This window comes from Caulobacter sp. 602-2, from assembly GCF_011043625.1.
Classification (GTDB): Bacteria; Pseudomonadota; Alphaproteobacteria; order Caulobacterales; family Caulobacteraceae; genus Caulobacter.
In genome coordinates this window covers 297,130-316,487 of the sequence record NZ_JAAKGT010000005.1, presented here as the reverse complement: position 1 = coordinate 316,487, position 19,358 = coordinate 297,130, and the positions used below count along the sequence as shown (strand labels likewise).

The window sequence follows — 19,358 nt, the reverse complement described above, 5'->3', positions numbered from 1 at the left end:
GGAGGATATTCGGGCGCGGCCTTGCAGCCTCTCGTGGAAACCACGGAAGTTGATGGAGAGGGCGCGGGGCGTCCGGGCCTCGCCCGGATGTGTGAGTTCTAAGTACCGTTTCGACGAAGCTGGAACGCCCCGCGCGATCGTTATGCCTCAGGCCGGGGCGCGCAGGCCTCTTCCGCCTTTTGCCCCTTCCCCATGCAATGCGCCCCGTTTCTTGGCGGCCAGGCGTGCATGGCGGCGCGGACCCTTGGGCGGGCGGGAAGCCATGGGTCGGCAGCTTCCCGATGGATGGGTTTACGTCCCCCATCCTCATTTAAGCCTGGCCCGGCCCTGCTCACGCAGCTCCGGCGGCCCCGCTCGATCGCATCCACGTCGCCGCTTCGGGCCGGATCCTTGCGCCCTCTCCCCGCGACGGGACCCGATGATTATACGGCGAGTGTCGGCGCGTCTGATCGGCGAGCGTGAGAAAGTTGTAAGCGGTTGAGTTCGTGGAACTCTTTTCGGGAAGCGCCGGGGATCCACGCTGCTCTATCCCCGTCCGGGCCACAAATCCGTCCAATCCCCGCTTTCGCGGGGATTTTACGGGTGGAGAAGCGGCACAGGCTGCGCCGGCCCCCTCCGGCCGCCGCCAGAGGGTGAGGGTTACTCCACCGCGGCCAGCACCTTCCTGATCGTCTCGACGATCTGGTCGATCTGCCCCTGCTCGATGATCAGCGGCGGGGAGAGGGCGATGATGTCGCCGGTGACGCGGATCAGCAGGCCCTGGTCGAAGGCGGCCTCGAAGGCCTCCATGGCCCGCGCCGTCGGGGCGCCGGGGCGGGGCGAAAGCTCGATGCCGGCGATCAGGCCGAAGTCGCGGATGTCGATCACGTGGCGGGCGTCGCGCAGGGAATGGATGGCCGCGCGCCAGTAGGGCTCGATCGCCAGCGCCCGGTCGAACAGGCCCTCGCCCTGATAGATCTCCAGCGTCGCCAGGCCCGCCGCGCAGGCCAGCGGATGGCCCGAATAGGTGTAGCCGTGGAAGAGCTCGATGGGCGCGTCGGCGCCGTCGAGCATGGCGTCATAGATGGCGGTGCTGGCGGCGACGGCCCCGGCCGGGACGGCGGCGTTGGTCAGGCCCTTGGCCATGCACAGAAGGTCGGGCGTGACGCCGAAACGGTCGGCGGCGAAGGGCGCGCCGACGCGGCCGAAACCGGTGATCACCTCGTCGAAGATCAGCAGGATGTCGTGCCTGTCGCAGATCGCCCGCAGCTTCTGCAGGTAGCCCTCGGGCGGCACCAGCACGCCCGTGGAGCCCGAGACCGGCTCGACGATGACGGCGGCGATGTTGGAGGCGTCGTGCAGGGCGATGATCCGCTCCAGATCGTCGGCCAGATGCGCGCCGTGCTTTGGCAGGCCCTGGGCGAAGACGTTCTCGGGGATCCCGTGGGTGTGGGGCAGGTGGTCGACGCCGGTGAGCAGGCTGCCGAAGTACATCCGGTTCTTGGGGATGCCGCCCACCGAGATGCCGCCGAAGCCGACGCCGTGATAGGCGCGCTCGCGGCCGATCAGCCGGGTCTTGGTCCCCTTGCCGCGGGCGCGGTGATAGGCCAGCGCGATCTTCAGCGCGGTGTCGACCGACTCCGAACCGCTGTTGGTGAAGAAGATCCGGTCGAGGCCCTTGGGCGTCACCTGGGCCAGGCGCGAGGCGAAGGCGAAGGCCAGCGGGTGGCCGAGGTTGAAGCTCGGCGCATAGTCCATCTCGCCGGCCTGCTTGCGGATGGCCTCGGTGATCTGCTCGCGGCCGTGGCCGGCGTTGACGCACCACAGGCCCGAGGTGGCGTCGAGGATCTGGCGACCGTCGGGCGTGGCGTAGTGCATGCCCTTGGCGCCGGCCAGCAGGCGCGGATTGGCCTTGAACCGCCGGTTGGGCGTGAACGGCATCCAATAGGCGTCGAGGTCGTTGGCGCCGAAGTCGGGCATGGCGGGCTCGGGTCTGGCGTTGCGCGATGGTTCGTGCATTGTGATCGCAATTTCGCGTGGTCGCGCAACCCTAAACCGTTCGATCTCCGCGAAGGCGGGGACCAGGCGGCCTTGGGTGCAGGACCTGGATGGCGCCGCGCATGGATCGAGCGTCGGCTCGGATCCCCGCCTTCGCGGGGATGATCGGAAAGGAGGGGGATAGGTGAAGGAAGTTCGCGCGCGCCGTCCCCTGGCCGATTCCACGGCGGTTCACGACCAGGTCTACGACGCCATTCGCCAGGCCCTGATCACCGGCAAGATCGCCCCGGGCGTGGGCGTTTCCCTGCGCAGTCTGGCGGCCGAGCTGGGGGTCAGTCCGATGCCGGTGCGCGACGCCGTGCGCCGCCTCGTCGCCGAGCGGGCCCTGGCCATCAACCCCGCCAACAAGCGCCTCAGCGTGCCGTCGCTGAGCGCCGAGCGGCTGGAGCAGCTGGAACTTGCGCGCCAGTGGATCGAGCCGGAGCTGGCCGCCCGCGCCGCGCCGAAAGCCGACGAAGCCTTGGTGCGCAAGCTGAGAGCCATCGACCAGGACCTGGAGGAAGCTCTGCGCGTGGGCGACGTCGACCGCTACATGGTCGCCAACCACGCCTTCCACTTCGCCATCTACGAGCGGGCCGGGGCCGAGGTGCTGCTGGCCATGGCCGGCGGGCTGTGGCTGCAGATCGGACCGTTCATGCGGGTGGTGTTCGGCCGGGTCGGCACCGGCAGCCTGCCCGCCGATCGTCACGCCGAGGCCATGGACGCCCTGAAGGCCCGCGACGCCGAGGGCGCCCGCCGCGCCATCGCCGCTGACCTGTCCGAAGGCATGGACAAGATGCGCGCGGCGGTCGAGGCCGGCGCCGGCTTGACAGCCGCCCCGACGGGGCAAACTGTGATCACAGTTTCATGAGGTCGGACGTGAGCGTTCCCGCAGCCATCTCCGAACAACTGAACCGACTGGCCCTTCCCGGCCGGGCGGTGATCGACGGCGCGCTGGTCGGCGCGGTCTCCGGCGGAACTTTCGACAATATCGGGCCCCGCGACGGAGCGGTGCTGAACCAGGTGGCCGCCTGCGACGTCGCCGACGTCGAGCACGCGGTGGCCGCCGCCCGGGCCGCGTTCGAGGACGGCCGCTGGCGCGACCTGCATCCGCGCCAGAAGAAGAAGGTGCTGTTCCGCCTGGCCGAGCTGATGGAGCGCGACGCCGAGGAACTGGCCCTGCTGGAGAGCCTGGACGTCGGCAAGCCGATCCGCGACGCCCGGGCCGTCGACATCCCGCTCGCGATCAACACCACCCGCTGGTACGCCGAGGCTCTGGACAAGGTCTATGGCGAGGTCGGCGCTTCGCCGGCCGATCGCCTCTCCTTCGCCACCCACGAGCCGCTGGGCGTGATCGGCGCCATCGTGCCGTGGAACTTCCCGCTGCACATGGCGATGTGGAAGGTCGCGCCCGCGCTGGCCATGGGCAACTCCGTGGTCCTCAAGCCCGCCGAGCAATCGCCGCTGACGGCGCTGAAGCTGGGCGAGCTGGCCCTCGAGGCCGGATTGCCGCCGGGCGTGTTGAACGTCGTGCCCGGGTTTGGGGCGATCGCGGGCCAGGCCCTGGCGCGGTCGATGGACGTCGACATGATCGCCTTCACCGGCTCTGGCCCCACCGGCCGTCGGCTGATGGAGTATGCGGCCCAGAGCAATCTCAAGCGGGTGTCGCTGGAGCTGGGCGGCAAGTCGCCCCAGATCGTCTTCGCCGACTGCCCGGATCTGGATGCGGCGGCAGAGGCCGCCGCCTGGGGCGTGTTCTATAACCAGGGCGAGGTCTGCACGGCCGCCTCGCGCCTGCTGGTCGAGGCCCAGGTCAAGGACGAGTTCCTGGAGAAGGTGGTCGCGGTCGCCAAGACCATCCAAGTCGGCGACCCGCTGGATCCGCAGACCGGGTTTGGGGCCATGGTCAGCGAGCGGCAGATGAAGACCGCGCTCTCCTATATCGACAAGGCCCGCGAGGAAGGCGGCGCGCCCGTGCTGGGCGGGTCGCAGGTGCGCATCGAGACCGGCGGCTTCTATGTGGAGCCGACGATCTTCGACGGCGTGCGGCCCTCGCACCGGCTGGCCCGGGAAGAGGTGTTCGGGCCGGTGCTGGGCGTCATGAGCTTCACGGGCGAGGAGGAAGCCTTCGCCCTGGCCAACGACACGGTCTACGGCCTGGCCGCGGGCCTGTGGACCAGCGACATCAATCGCGGCCTGAAGGGCGCGCGAAAGCTCAAGGCCGGGCTGGTCTGGGTCAACGGCTGGGACGCCTGCGACATCACCATGCCGTTCGGGGGCTTCAAGCAGTCGGGCTTCGGCCGTGACCGCAGCCTTCATGCGTTGCACAAGTACGCCGACCTGAAGTCGGTGTCCGTAACGCTGAGGTAGCTTCCCATGACCGCCCTGAACCTTGTCGAAACCGCCGCCCTGATCGATGGCCTGTGGATCGAGGGCGAGGCGACCTTCGCCGTCACCAATCCGGCCGACGGCGAGACGATTGCCGAGGTCGCCGACCTGGGCGCGGCCGAGACGCGGATCGCCATCGAGGCGGCGCATCGGGCGTTTCCGGGCTGGGCGGCCAGGACGGCCAAGGAGCGGGGCGCGATCCTGCGCAAGTGGAGCGACCTGATGCTCGCCCACGCCGACGACCTGGCCCGGCTGATGACCGCCGAGCAGGGCAAGCCGCTGGCGGAGTCGAAGGGCGAGGTGGCCTACGGCGCCAGCTTCATCGACTGGTTCGCCGAGGAGGCCAAACGCGGCTACGGCCACACCATCCCGACGCCCGACCCGAAGAAGCGCCTGGCTTCGATCAAGCAGCCGATCGGGGTGTGCGCGGCGATCGCGCCGTGGAATTTCCCCATCGCCATGATCACCCGCAAGGTCGGCCCGGCCCTGGCGGCCGGCTGCACCGTGGTGGTCAAGCCGGCGGCCGAGACGCCGCTGTGCGCCCTGGCCATCGCCCGGCTGGCGGTGGAGGCGGGCGTGCCGGCCGGCGTGCTCAACATCGTCACCGGCACGGACTCCAGCGCCATCGGCAAGGCGCTGTGCGAGGACGGCCGGGTGCGCAAGCTGTCGTTCACCGGCTCGACCCCGGTGGGCAAGATCCTCTACGGCCAGTGCGCCGGCACGATGAAGAAGCTGTCGCTGGAGCTGGGCGGCAACGCGCCCTTCATCGTCTTCGACGACGCCGATCTGGAGGCCGCCGTCGACGGCGCGATCGCCAGCAAGTACCGCAACACCGGCCAGACCTGCGTCTGCGCCAACCGCCTGATCGTGCAGGCCGGCATCCACGACGCCTTCGCCGCGCGCCTTTCCGAAAAGGTGGCGGCGATGAAGGTGGGGCCGGGCGCGGGCGAGGGCGTGGTGATCGGCCCGCTGATCAACGACAAGGCCCTGATCAAGGTCGAGAACCTGGTGCAGGAGGCCGTCGCGGCCGGCGCCCGGGTCGAGGTCGGCGGCGAGCGCCACGAGATGGGCGGCCTGTTCTACCAGCCCACGGTGCTGACCGGCGCCACGCCGGACATGCGCCTCTTCAACGAGGAGATCTTCGGCCCCGTCGCGCCGATCGTGAAGTTCCACACCGAGGACGAGGCGATCAGCCTGGCCAACGCCACGCCGTTCGGCCTGGCGGCCTATTTCTACAGCCGCGACGTCGGCCGCTGCTGGCGCGTGGCCGAGGCCATCGAGGCCGGCATGGTCGGCATCAACGAAGGCCTGATCTCGACCGAGGTGGCGCCGTTCGGCGGGGTCAAGGAATCGGGCCTGGGCCGCGAGGGATCGTCCGAGGGCCTCGATGAGTATTTCGAGACCAAGTACCTGTGCTTTGGCGGGGTGGCATGACGTCGTCGCGCCGCCTTTTCCTTTCCTCCCGTCATTCCCGCCCTTGTGGCGGGAATGACGGGCGTATGGGGGAGAGCGCAGCATGATCGCTGAGCTGACCCGCACCCTCGCCGACCTGATCGCCGCCGAGCGCGCGCGGTTCCTGGCCGAGCATCCGCGCAGCGTGGCCATGGCCAAGGCGGCCTCGGCCGTGTGGCGGGGCGGGGTTCCGATGCACTGGATGGGCGACTGGGCCTGCCCCAGCCCCATCTTCGCCGCCCAGGGCGTGGGCGCGCAGGTCACCGACGTCGACGGCAAGCTCTATGACGACTTCTGCCTGGGCGACACGCCGTCGATGTTCGGCCATGGCGAGCCTTCCGTGGCGGCGGCCGTGGCCGACCAGGCCAGGCGCGGCGCCGGCTTCATGCTGCCCACCGCCTCGGCGGTGATCGTCGGCAAGCTCTTGGCCGAGCGGTTCGGCCTGCCGCTGTGGCAGGCGGCGACCACGGCCAGCGACGCCAACCGCGCGGCCATCCGCTGGGCGCGGGCGGTGACCCGGCGGCCGGTCGTGCTGGTGTTCGACGGCTGCTACCACGGCATGGTCGAGGACGCGTTCGTCGTGCTGAGAGACGGCGCGCCTTCGATGAAGCCTGGCCTGCTGGGGCAGGTCCAGGACCTGACGGCCACCACCCGCGTCGTGCCGTTCAACGATCTCGCCGCCCTGGAAGCGGCCCTGGCGCCCGGCGACGTCGCCGCCGTGCTGGCCGAGCCGGTGATGACCAATTGCGGGATGATCCTGCCCGACCCCGGCTTCCACGACGCCCTGCGCCGGCTGACGCGCGGGGCCGGAACCCTGCTGATCATCGACGAGACCCACACCATCTCCACCGGTCCTGGCGGCTACACCCGCGCCCACGGGCTGGAGCCCGACGTCTTCGTGCTGGGCAAGGCCGTGGCCGGCGGCGTGCCGGCGGCCGTCTGGGGCGTTACGGCGGAGCTGTCGGCGCGGATGGACGAGGCGCAGGCGCGGATCGGTCCGGGCCAGTCGGGCATCGGCACGACGCTGTCGGGCAATGCGCTGGCCATGGCCGCCATGCGGGCCATGCTGTCGGAGGTCATGACCGACGCGGCCTACGGCAGGATGCTGGCCGGCGCACAGCGCCTGGCGGCCGGGCTGAACGGCGTGATCGCCGCGCGCGGCCTGCCCTGGTCGGTGGTGCATGTCGGGGCGCGGGTGGAGCTGGTTTTCGCCGATCCGCCGCCGCGCGACGCGGGGGCGATGCGGAAAGTTCTGGACCTTGGTGCGGTGGAAGCGCTGCATCTGTGGCTGATCAACCGGGGGGCGCTGATCGCGCCCTTCCACAACATGATGCTGGTCTCGCCCGTCACCGAGGACGCGGCGCTGGATCGGTTGGTCGCGGCGGTGGACGCCTTCGCCGTGGCCGTCGGGGAGTTGCAAGCATGAGCGCCGTCGCCGATCCGCAGGAGTGCCGCGACTTCCTGGCCGCCCATCCGCAGGTGAAGTACGTCGAGGTGTTCTTCACCTCGATGACCGGCGTGCCGCGCGGCAAGCGCCTGCGGGTGCATGAACTGCAGGCGATCTACGATTACGGCCGGTTCCTGCCGGGTTCGATCCTGGTGGTCGACACCGTCGGGGCCGACTGCGAGGAGACGGGCCTAGTCTGGGAGGACGGCGACGCCGACCGCCGCGCGCGGCCCGTGCCGGGCACGCTGACGCTGGCGCCGTGGCTGGGTCCCGACGTCGCTCAGGTGATGCTCTCGCTGTACGAGCTGGACGGGACGCCCAACGACCTGGACCCGCGCCACGTTCTCCAACGCGTTCTGGATCGCTACGCCGCCGATGGCCTGACGCCGGTCGCCGCCTGCGAGCTGGAATACTACCTCGTCGACATCGAGCGCGGCCCGAACGGCGAACTGCTGCCGGCCAAGTCGGTGCTGACCGGCCAGCGGCCGACCGGCATCCAGGTCTATGGCCTGCCCGAACTGGAGGCCAACGCCCCGTTCCTGCGCGAGCTGTGGGACACCGCCGACACGATCGGCGTTCCCCTGGAAGGCGCGATCTCGGAATTCGCCCCGGCCCAGGTGGAGCTGACCCTCAAGCACAAGCCCGATGCGCTGCGGGCCGCCGACGATGCGGTGCTCTACAAGCGCGCGGCCAAGGGGGTGGCCCTGCGCCATGGTTGCGAGGCGACGTTCATGGCCAAGCCCTGGGCCGATCGGGCGGGCAACGGCTTCCACGTGCACGTCAGCTTCAACGACGCGGACGGCAACAACCTGTGCGCCGCCGAGGATCCCGAAGGTTCCGACCTGCTCAAGCACGCCATCGGCGGCATGAAGCAGCTGCTGGGCGAGGGCATGGCGATCCTGGCCCCCAACGCCAACAGCTATCGCCGCTTCAAGGCCAACAGCTACGCGCCGGTGGCGCCGACCTGGGGCGTCAACAACCGCACGGTCAGCTTGCGCGTGCCCGCAGGGCCGGCGCCGACGCGGCACGTCGAGCACCGCGTGGCGGGCGCCGACGGCAATCCGTACCTGGTGATGGCGACGCTGCTGGCGGCCGCGCACCACGGCATCACCAACCGGATCGATCCTGGCCCGGCGGTGGTCGGCGACGGCTATGCCGCCGCGGCCAAGGAGAACGTGCGCCTGCCGTCCAACTGGTTCGCCGCCGTCGACCTCTTCGAGAAGTCGCAGGTGCTGGCCGACTATCTGGGCGAGCGGTTCGTCGAGATGTTCGTGTCGGTGAAGCGCACCGAGCAGGCGCGGTTCTTCGAGGTGGTCGGGCAGCTCGACTATGACTGGTATCTGCGCAACGCCTGACGGCGGGGCGCTGGAGTTAAGGCTTTAGGTTGAACCGGCGGCGGGGAAGGGGCCTCGTCCGCTTCATGCGAACGAAAGAGGGAGTTTCGAGGCCATGAGCACCAACCACTTCCGGGGGGCCTCGCGCCGCTCGCTGCTGACCGCGTTCGGCGCGGCGGCCATCGGTCTGTCGTTCACCGCCTGCGGCGAGAAGCCCAAGCCCGGCGAGGCCGGCGGCGAAGAGGCCAAGCTGAACTTCTACAACTGGGACACCTATATCGGCGAGACCACGCTGGGCGACTTCAAGAAGGCCAGCGGCGTCGACGTGAACATGAGCCTGTTCGCGACCAACGACGAGCTGTTCGCCAAGCTGAAGGCGGGCAATCCGGGCTTCGACGTCATCGTGCCGTCCAACGAGTTCGTCACCCGCATGGCCCAGGCCGGCATGCTGGAGGCGCTGGATCACGCCAAGATCCCGAACATCAAGAACATCGATCCGGCCTTCCTGAACCCGGACTTCGACCCGGGCCGGAAGTTCTCGCTGCCCTACACCTGGCTGCTGCTGGGCATCGGCTATCGCAAGAGCAAGGTCGCGGGCGTGCCCGACAGCTGGAAGTACCTGTTCGACAGCAACCAGTACGCCGGCAAGATCGCGCTGCTGTCGGAAAGCGCCGACCTGGTGCGCCTGGCGGCCAAGTACCTGGGCCACTCGGTCAACGACATCCCGGCCGACATGCTGCCGAAGATCGAGCAGATGCTGATCAAGCAGAAGCCGTTCGTGAAGGCCTTCCACGACGACAACGGCCAGGACCTCCTGCTCTCCGGCGAGGTCGATCTGGTGCTGGAGTACAACGGCGACATCGCCCAGGCGATGAAGGACGACGACGACATCGACTTCGTGGTGCCCAAGGAAGGCAGCCTCATCAATTCCGACTGCCTGTGCATTCCGAAGGGCGCGCCGCGTCCGAACAACGCCCACAAGTTCATCAACTACCTGCTGGACGCCCAGGCCGGCGCCGAGATCAGCAAGACCATCCTCTATCCGACGCCCAACGCGGCGGCCAAGGCGCTGATGCCGGACGACTACAAGAACAACAAGGTGATCTTCCCGCCCGCCGACATCATGTCGAAGTGCGAGTACGGGGCCTTCGAAGGGGCGGAAAAGGCCAGCCTCTACGAGGAGATCATCACCCGCGTGCGGGCGGCCTGATCGTTCAAGCGCTCGGGTCGTCATCCCGGCCGTAGCGCAGCGAAGAGCCGGGACCCAGGGGCCGTGCGCACCGCCCCTGGGTCCCGGATAGCGCCTGCGGCGCTTCCGGGATGACGAGCTTTTTTGCGGGGAAGGCATGGAACAGAGCTGGAAGAAGGCCAAGGCGGTGTTCGCCGCCGCGCTGGGACCGCCGCTGGTCTGGCTGGTGGTGTTCTTCGTCGCGCCGATGGCGATCGTCTGGGCCTACAGCTTCGGCCACAACGTCGGGCTGACCGAGATCTCGTTCACCGGCACGATCGCCAACTACGCCCGAGCGCTGGAGCCGCTGTACCTGAAGATCTTCGTCAAGTCGGCCTGGGTGGCGGCGCTGACGACGGCGCTGTGCCTGGTGATCGGCTTCCCGGTGGCGCTGGCCATCACCTTCGCCTCGCAGAAGGCCAAGACCTGGCTGCTGCTGCTGGTCATGCTGCCGTTCTGGACCAACCTCCTGATCCGCACCTATGCGCTGATCGCGGTGCTGCGGACCGAGGGCTACGTCAACCAGACCTTCGAGTGGTTCTGGAACCTCGGGGCCAAGGTCGCGCCGCTGGGCGCCTACCAGCCGCTGGAGCTGCTGCACAACAATTTCGCGGTGATCCTGGGCCTCGTCTACGTGCACCTGCCGTTCATGGTGCTGCCGCTCTATTCGGCGCTGGACCGGCTGGACAAGTCGCTGCTTGAAGCCAGCCTGGACCTCGGCGCGGGACACCTGCGCACCCTGTTCCGCATCGTCGTGCCGCTGGCCCTCCCGGGCATCGCCTCGGGCATCCTGATCACCTTCATCCCGGCGCTGGGCGCCTACCTGACGCCCGACCTGCTGGGCGGGCCCGACAGCCAGATGATCGCCAACGTCATCGAGCGCCAGTTCAAGCGCGCCAACGACTGGCCGTTCGGCGCGGCCCTGTCGTTCCTGCTGATGTACCTGACCTTCATCGCCATCGCCGTGCAGGCGCTGCTCTCCAGGGGCAAGAAGAAGGAGGGCGTGGGATGACCAAGCGCGCCCCGCCAGGCCCCCTGGAATATCTGCGCCGCTGGCCGATCCGGCTGTGGCTGCTGGCGGTGGGGGTGTTCCTCTACGCGCCGCTGATCGCCCTGATGGCCTTCAGCTTCAACGACAGCCGCCGGAACATCGTCTGGAAGGGCTTCACGCTCAAATACTACGAGAAGGCCTTCAACAACGACGGCCTGATCGAGGCCTTCGCCAACAGCCTGACCATCGCGGCGGTCTCGACCCTGCTCAGCGTCGTGCTGGGCGCGCTGGTGGCCCTGGCCCTGTGGCGCTTCCGTTTTCCGGGCAAGACGGTGGTGGACGGGGCGCTGGCCCTGCCGATCGTGGTGCCCGAAATCTGCATGGGCGTGGGCATGCTGGTGTTCTTCGCCAAGGTGCTGCCCTGGCCGCAAGGGCTGGTCTGGCCGCTGAACCTGGGGGCGATCATCATCGCCCACGTGACCTTCTCGTTCCCGTTCGTGGCGGTGGTGGTGAGGGCCCGCATGGCCAGCTTCAACCGCGAGCTCGAGGAGGCCGCGCGCGATCTTGGGGCCGGCGAGTTCCGCACCATCAAGGACGTGATCCTGCCGCACATGACGCCGTCGCTGGTGGCCGGGGCCCTGCTGGCCTTCACGCTCAGCCTGGACGACTTCGTCATCACCTTCTTCACGGCGGGCCCGGACACCGTGACCTTCCCGGTGAAGGTCTATTCGATGGTGCGCTTCTCGGTGACGCCCGAGGTCAACGCGGCCTCGACCATCCTGATCGTGCTGACCGTCATCCTGACCGCCGTGGCGCTGAAGCTGCAGGGCGATCCGGCCGCGGCCGCCGGGGCGCATGGGGGGGATGGCAAATGAGTGTCGCCCGATTGGAACCTCCCCCCGTGGGGGAGGCGGCCGAAGGCCGGTGGGGGGAAGTTCTCAGCCGCCGCAGTCTTGGAGGGCTCGCAGTCACGCCCCCCACCGATCGCTACGCGATCGCCTCCCCAAGAGGGGGAGGTTCCTCGGGAGCCGAGGAGCACAGGCCGCTGACGTTTTCGGGGGAAATGACGAAGTGACCGAAGCCAAACCCATCATCACCTTCGAGAACATCACCAAGCGCTTCGGCAAGCTGGCGGCGGTCGACAACGTGTCGCTGAGCATCCGGGAGGGCGAGTTCTTCGCGCTTCTGGGGCCGTCGGGCTGCGGCAAGACCACCCTGCTGCGGATGCTGGCCGGGTTCGAGACGCCCACGGAAGGTCGGATCCTGATCGACGGCCAGGACATCTCGAACGTGCCGCCCAACAAGCGGCCGGTGAACATGGTGTTCCAGTCCTACGCCGTGTTCCCGCACATGACCGTGGCCGACAACGTCGCCTACGGCCTGAAGGTCGACCGGGTGAGCAAGGCCGAGCGCGAGCGCCGGGTCGAGGAGGCGCTGGAGCTGGTGCAGCTGGGCGGCCTTGGCCAGCGCAAGCCCGACCAGCTGTCGGGCGGGCAGCGGCAGCGCGTCGCCCTGGCCCGGGCGCTGGTCAAGCGGCCGCGGGTGCTGTTGCTGGACGAGCCGCTTTCGGCCCTGGACGCCAAGCTGCGCGAGCAGATGCGCACCGAGCTGTGCACCCTGCAGGAGAAGGTGGGCATCACCTTCATCATGGTCACCCATGACCAGGACGAGGCGCTGGCGCTGGCGTCGCGCTGCGCGGTGATGAGCAAGGGCGTGCTGCAGCAGGTGGCCGCGCCCAACGACCTCTACGAGTTTCCCAACAGCCGCTTCGTGGCCGACTTCATCGGCAGCGTGAACCTGTTCGAGGGCGTGCTGGCGGTGGACGAGCCGAGCCACGCGGTGATCCGCTCGCCGGGGCTGCCGACCGACATCTTCCTCGACCACGGGGTGACCGGCCCGCGCGGCGGCACGGTGTGGGCGGCGATACGCCCCGAGAAGATCGAGCTGCACAAGCGTCCCGACGACGGCGAGCCGCCCAACATGGGCGATGCGCCCAAGGGCACGAACGCGGTGGCGGGCGTCATCAAGCACGAGGCCTATCTGGGCGGGGTGTCGACCTACGAGGTGGAAATCGAGGGAGGTCGCCGCGTGAAGGTGCAGCGACCGAACCTGACGCGCTGGGACCAGGAGGACTTCCGCCTGGGTGAGGCGGTGTGGATCGCCTGGCATGCCTGCTCGCCGGCGGTGCTGCTGTCGTGATCTGGGTTCTTTCCAATCCTTCCCCCATCAAGGGGGAAGGCAGGTGAGACCCGTCGCCGGCGTCATCTGCTGCACCCGCACCGTCGGGATCGAGCCGGCCCAGGCGGTGATGAACCGCTATGTCGAAGGCGCGATGCGGTACGCCGACGCCGCCGCGCTGCTGGTGCCGTCGATGCCGGGGCTGATGAAGGCCTCGGAGGTCGCCGCCCGGCTGGACGGCCTGATGCTGACCGGCAGCCCGTCGAACCTGGATCCGGTGTTCTACGACGAGGCCGTCGAAGACGCGCCAGGGCCGTTCGACCGCGATCGCGACGTCATGACCCGCGACCTGATCAAGGCCATGCTGGATCTGGGCCGGCCGGTGTTCGGGGTCTGCCGGGGCTTCCAGGAGATCAACGTCGCGTTCGGCGGCTCTTTGCGGCGCGACATGGCGACCAGCGCTGAGCTGATCGCCCACCACGCGCCCGACGAGGTCGATTTCAACGGCATGTTCGACCACCGTCATCCGGTCGACCTGACCCCCGGCGGGGTGCTGGCCACGGCCTTCAGCGCCGAGCAGGCGGTGGTCAACTCGGTGCACTACCAGGGCGTCGACCGGCTGGGCGAGGGCCTGTCGGTGGAGGCCCGCGCGCAGGACGGCGTCGTCGAGGCGGTGTCGGCCAGCGTCAACGGCGCGCCGGTGCTGGCAGTGCAGTGGCACCCGGAGTGGAAGCCGGAGGCCAACCCTCAGTCCCAGACCTTCTTCCAGCTTTTCGGACGGGCCCTCAGAGGCTCGCCGCTCGTCGTACGGGAAACCCAGACATGACCGCTCCCCTCCGCAATCACGACATCGCCGAGCTCAAGCGCCTGGACCTGGCCCACCACCTGCCGGCCCAGGCCGACCACAAGGTCATCGCCGAGCAGGGCGGCAGCCGGATCATCACCCGGGCCGAAGGCGTCTACATCCATGACGGGGAAGGCCACCAGATCCTCGACGGCATGGCCGGGCTGTGGTGCGTGAACGTCGGCTACGGGCGTGAGGAACTGGCCAAGGCCGCCTATGACCAGATGCTGGAGCTGCCGTACTACAACACCTTCTTCAAGACCGCGACGCCGCCGCCGATCGAGCTGGCGGCCAAGATCGCTCAGAAGATGGGCGGGCATCTGTCTCACGTCTTCTACAATTCGTCGGGGTCGGAGGCGAACGACACGGTCTTCCGCCTGGCGCGCCATTACTGGAAACTGAAGGGGGAGCCGCAGCGCACCGTCTTCATCAGCCGCTGGAACGCCTATCACGGCTCGACCGTGGCCGGCGTCAGCCTGGGCGGCATGAAGCACATGCACAAGCAGGGCGATCTGCCGATCGCGGGCGTCGAGCACGTGATGCAGCCGTATCAGTTCGGCGACGGCTTCGGCGAGGATCCGGCCGCCTTCCGCGACCGGGCGGTCAAGGCGATCGAGGACAAGATCCTCGAGGTGGGCCCCGAGCATGTCGCGGCCTTCATCGGCGAGCCGGTGCAGGGCGCGGGCGGGGTGATCATCCCGCCGGACGGATACTGGCCGGCGGTCGAGGCCCTGTGCCGCAAGTACGGGATCCTGCTGGTCTGCGACGAGGTGATCTGCGGCTTCGGGCGGCTGGGCGCGTGGTTCGGCCACCAGCACTACGGGATCAAGCCCGACATGATCGCCATGGCCAAGGGTCTGTCGTCGGGCTACCTGCCGATCTCGGCCGTGGGCGTGGCCGACCACATCGTCGCCGAACTGCGCGAGAAGGGCGGCGACTTCATCCACGGCTTCACCTATTCGGGCCACCCGACCGCGGCCGCCGTCGCCCTCAAGAACATCGAGATCATGGAGCGCGAGGGCCTGGTCGAGCGCACGGCCAGCGAGACCGGCCCCTATCTGGCCCAGGCGCTGGCGTCGCTGAACGACCACCCGCTGGTGGGCGAGACTCGCTCGCTGGGCCTGATCGGCGCGGTCGAGATCGTGCGCGAGAAGGGGACCAACCATCGCTTCCTCGACAAGGAAGGCGAGGCCGGTCCGATCGTGCGCGACCTCTGCATCAAGAACGGCCTGATGGTGCGGGCCATCCGCGACAGCATCGTCTGCTGCCCGCCGCTGATCATCACCAAGGCCCAGATCGACGAACTGGTGGGGATCATCAGGAAGTCGCTCGACGAGGCCGAGCCGGTGCTGCGGGCGCTGAAGCCGAAGGAGGAGGTGTGAAGATCGGCGTCACTGTGAAACTGTGATACTGTGAAATCATGAAAAACATCACAGTCTCTATCGATGACGAGACCTATCGGCGGGCCCGTATCAAGGCCGCCGAGCAGGAGACGTCTGTCTCGGCTCTGGTGCGGAAGTTCCTGGTCGAGGTGGCCCAGGACGAGAGCGAGTTCGAGCGGCTGAAGCGGCGCGAGGCGGAACTGCGGGCGAAGATCCGGGGCTTCCGCGCGGCCGACAACGTGCCGCGCGACGAACTCTATCGGCGCGGGGAGTAGGTGGCGGTCTTCTTCGACACCAACGTGCTGATCTATTCGATCAGCGAGGCGCCGGACGAGGCCGCCAAGCGCGAGGCCGCCAGGATCCTGTTGGATCGGACCGACGGGGTGCTGTCGGTGCAGGTGCTGCAGGAGTTCTACGTTCAGGCCACGCGTCCGTCGCGTCCTGGACGGCTGGAGCCTGAAGACGCGGCTGAGTTCGTCCGGACCTGGACCCGCTTCAAGGTGCAGGACAACACCCTAGCCGTGTTGCTCTCGGCCCTGGAGATCAAGGCGCGCTATGGCTTTTCCTACTGGGACAGCGCCGTGATCGCGGCGGCCCGCGCCGCCGGCTGCACCGAACTTTTCACCGAGGATCTCTCGCAAGGCCAAGTCGTCGAGGGTGTCCGCATCATCAACCCATTCCACTAGCCCAAACTTCAGCAAGCGCGAGGAGCGCCCCTATGAAGCCCAAGCACAAGAAGAACCACGACGGTCCGAAGGTCACCCGGGGGGTCAAGACACTGGACGAGGCCCAGGCCTGGTTCCGCAGCCAGAACATCGAGGAGATCGAGTGCGTCGTGCCCGACCTGGCCGGCGTCGCGCGCGGCAAGATCATGCCGGTGCGCAAGTTCCTGGGCACCCCGTCGATGAACCTGCCGCTGGCGGTGTTCTACCAGACCATCACCGGCGATTTCCCCGAGTTCGAGGGGGCGGTGAACGCGGTGCAGTCCGACACCGACATCTTCCTCACCCCCGACTTCGCCACCCTGGCCGCCGTGCCGTGGGCGCAGGACCCGACGGCCCAGGTGATCCACGACGCCTTCCACCCCGACGGCCGGCCGGTGGAGGAAAGCCCCCGCCAGGTGCTGCGCCGGGTGCTGTCGCTCTATCGCGAGAAGGGCTGGAGCCCGATCGTGGCGCCGGAGATCGAGTTCTACCTCGTCGAGAAGAACGTCGACCCGGACTATCCGCTCAAGCCCCCCGTCGGCCGCTCGGGCCGCCCAGAGACCGGCCGCCAGGGCTATTCGATCAGCGCCGTCAACGAGTTCGACGCCCTGTTCGAGGACATGTACGAGTATTCCGAGCGCCAGGGCCTGGAGATCGACACCCTGATCCACGAGAGCGGGGTTGCGCAGATGGAGATCAACCTGCGCCACGGCACGCCGCTGGAGCTGGCCGACCAGGTGTTCATGATGAAGCGCACCATCCGCGAGGCGGCGCTGGAGCACGACATCTACGCCACCTTCATGGCCAAGCCGATGGCCACCGAGCCGGGCAGCGCCATGCACGTGCACCAGTCGATCCTGACCGAGGACGGCGACAACCTGTTCTCTGATCCGAAGACGGGCGAGGCGACACCGGCCTTCTACGCCTTCATCGCTGGCCAGCAGCGCTACCTGCCGGCGATCATGGCCATCCTGGCGCCCTACGTGAACAGCTACCGCCGGATCGCCCGCGACAGCGGCGCGCCGGTCAACACCCAGTGGGGCTACGACAACCGCACCTGTGGCCTGCGGGTGCCGCCGTCGGACCCGGCCAACCGCCGGGTGGAAAACCGCATCCCCTCGTCCGACGCCAATCCGTACCTGGCCATCGCCGCGGTGCTGGCCTGCGGATACCTGGGCATGACCCAGAACCTGGCCCCGACCGCGCCGGTGGAGATCGACGCCAGCGCGCGGGGGATCGAGCTGCCGCGCAGCCTCTTGGAGTCAGTGACCCTGTTCGAGGAGGCCAAGGCGTTGACCGACATCCTCGGGGCCACCTTCTGCAACGCCTACGCCCGGGTGAAGCAGGCCGAGTACGAGACCTTCATGCGCACCATCAGCCCGTGGGAGCGGGAGTTCCTGCTGCTGAACGTGTAGGGGCGGATGAACACCGGCCACCCCGCTGCCTCCTGGTACGCCGAGACGGCGCACGCCCTGCCGCCGCTGCCGGCGCTGGACGGCGAGACCACGGCCGACGTCTGCGTCGTGGGCGCGGGCTACACCGGCCTTGGCGCTGCGCTGGAGCTGGCCTCGCGGGGCGTGTCCGTCGTCGTGCTGGAGGCGGCGCAGGTCGGGTCCGGCGCCTCGGGGCGCAACGGCGGCCAGGTGCACATGGGCCAGCGCAACGACCAGGCCTGGTTGGAGAAGACGCTCGGCCGCGACGACGCGACGGCGCTGTGGCGGATGGCGCTGGACGCCCGCTCGCACCTGACCGCGACGATCGCCGAGCACGCCATAGCCTGCGACTTCGTCCCCGGCATGATCCACGCTCGCCACAAGAGCGGAGGCGAGGGCGAGGATCTCGACCACATCGAGTTCATGGCCGCCCGCTACGGCTATCACGAGCTGGAGCCGATCGACGAGGACGCCCTGGCCGAGGACCTGGGCACGGGGGTCTATCACGGCGGGGTGCGCGACAACGGCGGCGGGCATCTGCATCCGCTGAACCTGGCCCTGGGCCTGGCGCGGGCGGCGCTTTCGAAGGGCGCGGTCATCCACGAGCGCAGCCGGGCCCGAAGCTGGAGGCGCGAGGGCGGCCGGATCGTGGTCGAGACCGCGGCGGGCCGGGTGCTGTGCGACCAACTGATCCTGACCGGCGACGGCTATCTGGACGAACTGGCCGGCGGCGAGGCCCGCGCCCGGGTGATGCCGATCAACAACTTCGTGCTGGCCACCGAACCCTTGGGCGAGCGCGCCGAGACGGTCATCCGCTCGAACGCCGCCGTCGCCGACAGCCGCTTCGTCGTGAACTACTTCCGCAAGAGCCCGGATGGCCGGCTGCTGTTCGGCGGCGGCGAGAACTACCGGCCGGGCTTCCCGCCGGATCTGCCCGGCTTCGTGCGCCGGCACATGCTGAAGATCTATCCGAACCTCGCCGACGTGAAGGTGACCCACGCCTGGGGCGGAACCCTGGGGATCACCGTTCACCGCTCGCCTTACGTGCGCGAGCTGGCGCCGGGGGTGCGGGTCGCGGCCGGCTATTCGGGGCAGGGGGTGATGCTGGCGCCGTGGTTCGGCAAGCTGCTGGCCGATGCGGCCCTGGGCGAGCCGGCCGGGGTCGAGCTGCTGTCGCGGCTGCCGACGCCGCCGTTTCCGGGCGGGCGGCTGCTGCGCTGGCCGCTGACCGTGGCGGGGCTTTCCTGGTACGCGCTGCGCGACCGGCTATAGGGCCTTGGACCGAGCCCGCAGCGACAGGCAATAGGCGATCGTCACGGCCAGCCCGGCCAGGATCGCGCCGGAGCCGCCCATGACCGCCACGTCGAAGGGCGCGAAGGCCCACAGCCCGGCATAGACCAGGCCGCTCAGCGCCATCGACCAGCCGCCGACCCGATGCACCCGCCGCGCCAGGACGTTGGGGACGAAGCGCTTGGGCATGCGGTTGCCGAACCAGGCGACCATCAGACCGATGGCGCCCATGACCAGCCGGTTGACCGTGTCGGTGTCGATATAGCCCAGCTTGCGCGCCAGGCTGGCGGCCAGGGCCAGGACGACGATGCCCACGCCCCAGGCGAGGTCGGCGATCACTTCCTTCTTCATTCCGCAACCTCCTGTCGGGGCGCCGATGCTTGCTCGCCGACGCCGAACGAATGGACGAAGCCCAGCAGCGCCTCTTCGAGCACCGAGAGCTTCAGGTGGTAGATGACCGACTTGCCCGACTTCTCGGCGTGCACCAGGTCGGCCTCCCGCAGCACCGCGAAATGGGCCGACATGGTCGGCTTGGAGACGTCGAACTGGTCGCTGAGCTCGCCGGCGCTGAGCGGCCCCTTGCGCAGGAGCTGCAGCACCCGTCGGCGGGTGGGATCGGAGAGGGCCTTGAACACCTGGCTCATGATAAGACGATTAGCTAATCATCGAAA

General features: G+C 68.8%; 18 protein-coding genes. 15 read left to right on the top strand and 3 right to left on the bottom strand.

Going from position 1 to position 19,358, the window contains the following annotated elements; translation table 11 throughout:
- Positions 1-639: 639 nt before the first annotated feature.
- Entirely contained in the window at positions 640-1,959 is a 1,320-nt protein-coding gene (locus G5B46_RS13535) for an aspartate aminotransferase family protein (RefSeq protein WP_165259340.1), read from the bottom strand.
- A gap of 202 nt (positions 1,960-2,161) precedes the next feature.
- Between G5B46_RS13535 and G5B46_RS13530 the strand changes: the two genes are divergently transcribed.
- The 15 genes from G5B46_RS13530 to G5B46_RS13460 all read left to right on the top strand — a co-directional run bounded on the left by G5B46_RS13530 (position 2,162) and on the right by G5B46_RS13460 (position 18,669).
- Positions 2,162-2,887: a GntR family transcriptional regulator gene (locus G5B46_RS13530; RefSeq protein ID WP_165259338.1), complete on the top strand. Its 726-nt coding sequence runs from the start codon at positions 2,162-2,164 to the stop codon at positions 2,885-2,887.
- Positions 2,888-2,895: 8 nt separating this feature from the next.
- Complete coding sequence (locus tag G5B46_RS13525) at positions 2,896-4,386, top strand: aldehyde dehydrogenase (protein WP_346764921.1); 1,491 nt, start codon at positions 2,896-2,898, stop codon at positions 4,384-4,386.
- A 6-nt stretch (positions 4,387-4,392) separates the two neighbouring features.
- The gene (locus tag G5B46_RS13520) at positions 4,393-5,838 is read left to right on the top strand and encodes an NAD-dependent succinate-semialdehyde dehydrogenase (RefSeq protein ID WP_165259334.1); all 1,446 of its coding nucleotides are present in this window, start codon (positions 4,393-4,395) and stop codon (positions 5,836-5,838) included.
- 82 nt (positions 5,839-5,920) lie between these two features.
- Complete coding sequence (locus G5B46_RS13515) at positions 5,921-7,282, top strand: aspartate aminotransferase family protein (protein WP_165259333.1); 1,362 nt, start codon at positions 5,921-5,923, stop codon at positions 7,280-7,282.
- Positions 7,279-8,658, top strand: coding sequence for a glutamine synthetase family protein (locus tag G5B46_RS13510; protein WP_165259332.1), 1,380 nt, complete (start codon positions 7,279-7,281; stop codon positions 8,656-8,658). Before G5B46_RS13515 ends, G5B46_RS13510 begins: the two co-directional genes overlap by 4 nt.
- A gap of 94 nt (positions 8,659-8,752) precedes the next feature.
- Positions 8,753-9,847, top strand: coding sequence for a spermidine/putrescine ABC transporter substrate-binding protein (locus tag G5B46_RS13505; protein ID WP_165259330.1), 1,095 nt, complete (start codon positions 8,753-8,755; stop codon positions 9,845-9,847).
- Between the two features lie 136 nt (positions 9,848-9,983).
- Complete coding sequence (locus tag G5B46_RS13500) at positions 9,984-10,877, top strand: ABC transporter permease (protein WP_165259329.1); 894 nt, start codon at positions 9,984-9,986, stop codon at positions 10,875-10,877.
- The gene (locus G5B46_RS13495; RefSeq protein WP_165259327.1) at positions 10,874-11,731 is read left to right on the top strand and encodes an ABC transporter permease; all 858 of its coding nucleotides are present in this window, start codon (positions 10,874-10,876) and stop codon (positions 11,729-11,731) included. Before G5B46_RS13500 ends, G5B46_RS13495 begins: the two co-directional genes overlap by 4 nt.
- 196 nt (positions 11,732-11,927) lie before the next feature.
- Entirely contained in the window at positions 11,928-13,055 is a 1,128-nt protein-coding gene (locus tag G5B46_RS13490) for an ABC transporter ATP-binding protein (RefSeq protein WP_165259326.1), read from the top strand.
- Positions 13,056-13,098: 43 nt separating this feature from the next.
- Complete coding sequence (locus G5B46_RS13485; RefSeq protein ID WP_346764920.1) at positions 13,099-13,860, top strand: gamma-glutamyl-gamma-aminobutyrate hydrolase family protein; 762 nt, start codon at positions 13,099-13,101, stop codon at positions 13,858-13,860.
- Entirely contained in the window at positions 13,857-15,260 is a 1,404-nt protein-coding gene (locus tag G5B46_RS13480) for an aspartate aminotransferase family protein (RefSeq protein WP_165259322.1), read from the top strand. The genes G5B46_RS13485 and G5B46_RS13480 overlap by 4 nt, the downstream gene beginning before the upstream one ends.
- A 38-nt stretch (positions 15,261-15,298) precedes the next feature.
- Complete coding sequence (locus tag G5B46_RS13475; RefSeq protein WP_165259320.1) at positions 15,299-15,535, top strand: hypothetical protein; 237 nt, start codon at positions 15,299-15,301, stop codon at positions 15,533-15,535.
- Entirely contained in the window at positions 15,536-15,946 is a 411-nt protein-coding gene (locus tag G5B46_RS13470; protein ID WP_165259319.1) for a PIN domain-containing protein, read from the top strand.
- A 32-nt stretch (positions 15,947-15,978) separates the two neighbouring features.
- Positions 15,979-17,379, top strand: a complete 1,401-nt coding sequence (locus G5B46_RS13465) for a glutamine synthetase family protein (protein WP_165259317.1) — start codon at positions 15,979-15,981, stop codon at positions 17,377-17,379.
- 6 nt (positions 17,380-17,385) lie between these two features.
- On the top strand, positions 17,386-18,669 hold the full coding sequence (locus G5B46_RS13460) for an FAD-binding oxidoreductase (protein WP_165259315.1): 1,284 nt from the start codon (positions 17,386-17,388) through the stop codon (positions 18,667-18,669).
- Here the strand turns inward: G5B46_RS13460 and G5B46_RS13455 are convergent.
- On the bottom strand, positions 18,664-19,038 hold the full coding sequence (locus tag G5B46_RS13455) for an ammonium transporter (protein WP_205691658.1): 375 nt from the start codon (positions 19,036-19,038) through the stop codon (positions 18,664-18,666). The genes G5B46_RS13460 and G5B46_RS13455 overlap by 6 nt on opposite strands.
- On the bottom strand, positions 19,035-19,331 hold the full coding sequence (locus G5B46_RS13450; RefSeq protein ID WP_165259314.1) for an autorepressor SdpR family transcription factor: 297 nt from the start codon (positions 19,329-19,331) through the stop codon (positions 19,035-19,037). The genes G5B46_RS13455 and G5B46_RS13450 overlap by 4 nt, the downstream gene beginning before the upstream one ends.
- Between the last annotated feature and the right edge of the window lie 27 nt (positions 19,332-19,358).

What these genes read in the sequence shown, in the direction of transcription:
- G5B46_RS13450 (WP_165259314.1), bottom strand. Translation starts at nt 19,331, where the DNA reads ATGAGCCAGGTGTTCAAGGCCCTCTCCGATCCCACCCGCCGACGGGTG.
- G5B46_RS13515 (WP_165259333.1), top strand. Translation starts at nt 5,921, where the DNA reads ATGATCGCTGAGCTGACCCGCACCCTCGCCGACCTGATCGCCGCCGAG.
- G5B46_RS13505 (WP_165259330.1), top strand. Translation starts at nt 8,753, where the DNA reads ATGAGCACCAACCACTTCCGGGGGGCCTCGCGCCGCTCGCTGCTGACC.
- G5B46_RS13475 (WP_165259320.1), top strand. Translation starts at nt 15,299, where the DNA reads ATGAAAAACATCACAGTCTCTATCGATGACGAGACCTATCGGCGGGCC.
- G5B46_RS13500 (WP_165259329.1), top strand. Translation starts at nt 9,984, where the DNA reads ATGGAACAGAGCTGGAAGAAGGCCAAGGCGGTGTTCGCCGCCGCGCTG.
- G5B46_RS13465 (WP_165259317.1), top strand. Translation starts at nt 15,979, where the DNA reads ATGAAGCCCAAGCACAAGAAGAACCACGACGGTCCGAAGGTCACCCGG.
- G5B46_RS13510 (WP_165259332.1), top strand. Translation starts at nt 7,279, where the DNA reads ATGAGCGCCGTCGCCGATCCGCAGGAGTGCCGCGACTTCCTGGCCGCC.
- G5B46_RS13480 (WP_165259322.1), top strand. Translation starts at nt 13,857, where the DNA reads ATGACCGCTCCCCTCCGCAATCACGACATCGCCGAGCTCAAGCGCCTG.
- G5B46_RS13495 (WP_165259327.1), top strand. Translation starts at nt 10,874, where the DNA reads ATGACCAAGCGCGCCCCGCCAGGCCCCCTGGAATATCTGCGCCGCTGG.
- G5B46_RS13460 (WP_165259315.1), top strand. Translation starts at nt 17,386, where the DNA reads ATGAACACCGGCCACCCCGCTGCCTCCTGGTACGCCGAGACGGCGCAC.
- G5B46_RS13520 (WP_165259334.1), top strand. Translation starts at nt 4,393, where the DNA reads ATGACCGCCCTGAACCTTGTCGAAACCGCCGCCCTGATCGATGGCCTG.
- G5B46_RS13455 (WP_205691658.1), bottom strand. Translation starts at nt 19,038, where the DNA reads ATGAAGAAGGAAGTGATCGCCGACCTCGCCTGGGGCGTGGGCATCGTC.
- G5B46_RS13535 (WP_165259340.1), bottom strand. Translation starts at nt 1,959, where the DNA reads ATGCCCGACTTCGGCGCCAACGACCTCGACGCCTATTGGATGCCGTTC.